Below are 233 nucleotides of genomic sequence, written 5' to 3' on the forward strand. Positions count from 1 at the left end.
GGTCCAAGGGCCGCATGCGGGACATGGTCGACGCCATCATCTTTCGCCGCGACCCCGACCTGGTCCGCAAGAACCGGGAGGACGCGAAAAACAATCGCGGTGTGTGGGCCAACAACACCGATCACGGCATGGCAGTTTTGGACGCCCATTCCACCGCTGAAGAACTGACGTTGATCATGGCCCGGCTCGAGAAACTGGCCATGGCCACCTGCAAGGCCGATCCGCGGAAAAGG

The 233-nt window shown here is 61.8% G+C and carries 1 protein-coding gene; it reads left to right on the forward strand.

Annotated features, from left to right (window positions below; translation table 11 throughout):
* Positions 1–233, forward strand: a 233-nt coding sequence (locus SB717_RS39815) for a DUF222 domain-containing protein (RefSeq protein ID WP_410908875.1), incomplete at both ends; no start/stop codon positions are given.

The sequence above is a fragment of the Priestia sp. SIMBA_032 genome, assembly GCF_046535215.1.
Classification (GTDB): Bacteria; Bacillota; Bacilli; order Bacillales; family Bacillaceae_H; genus Priestia; species Priestia aryabhattai.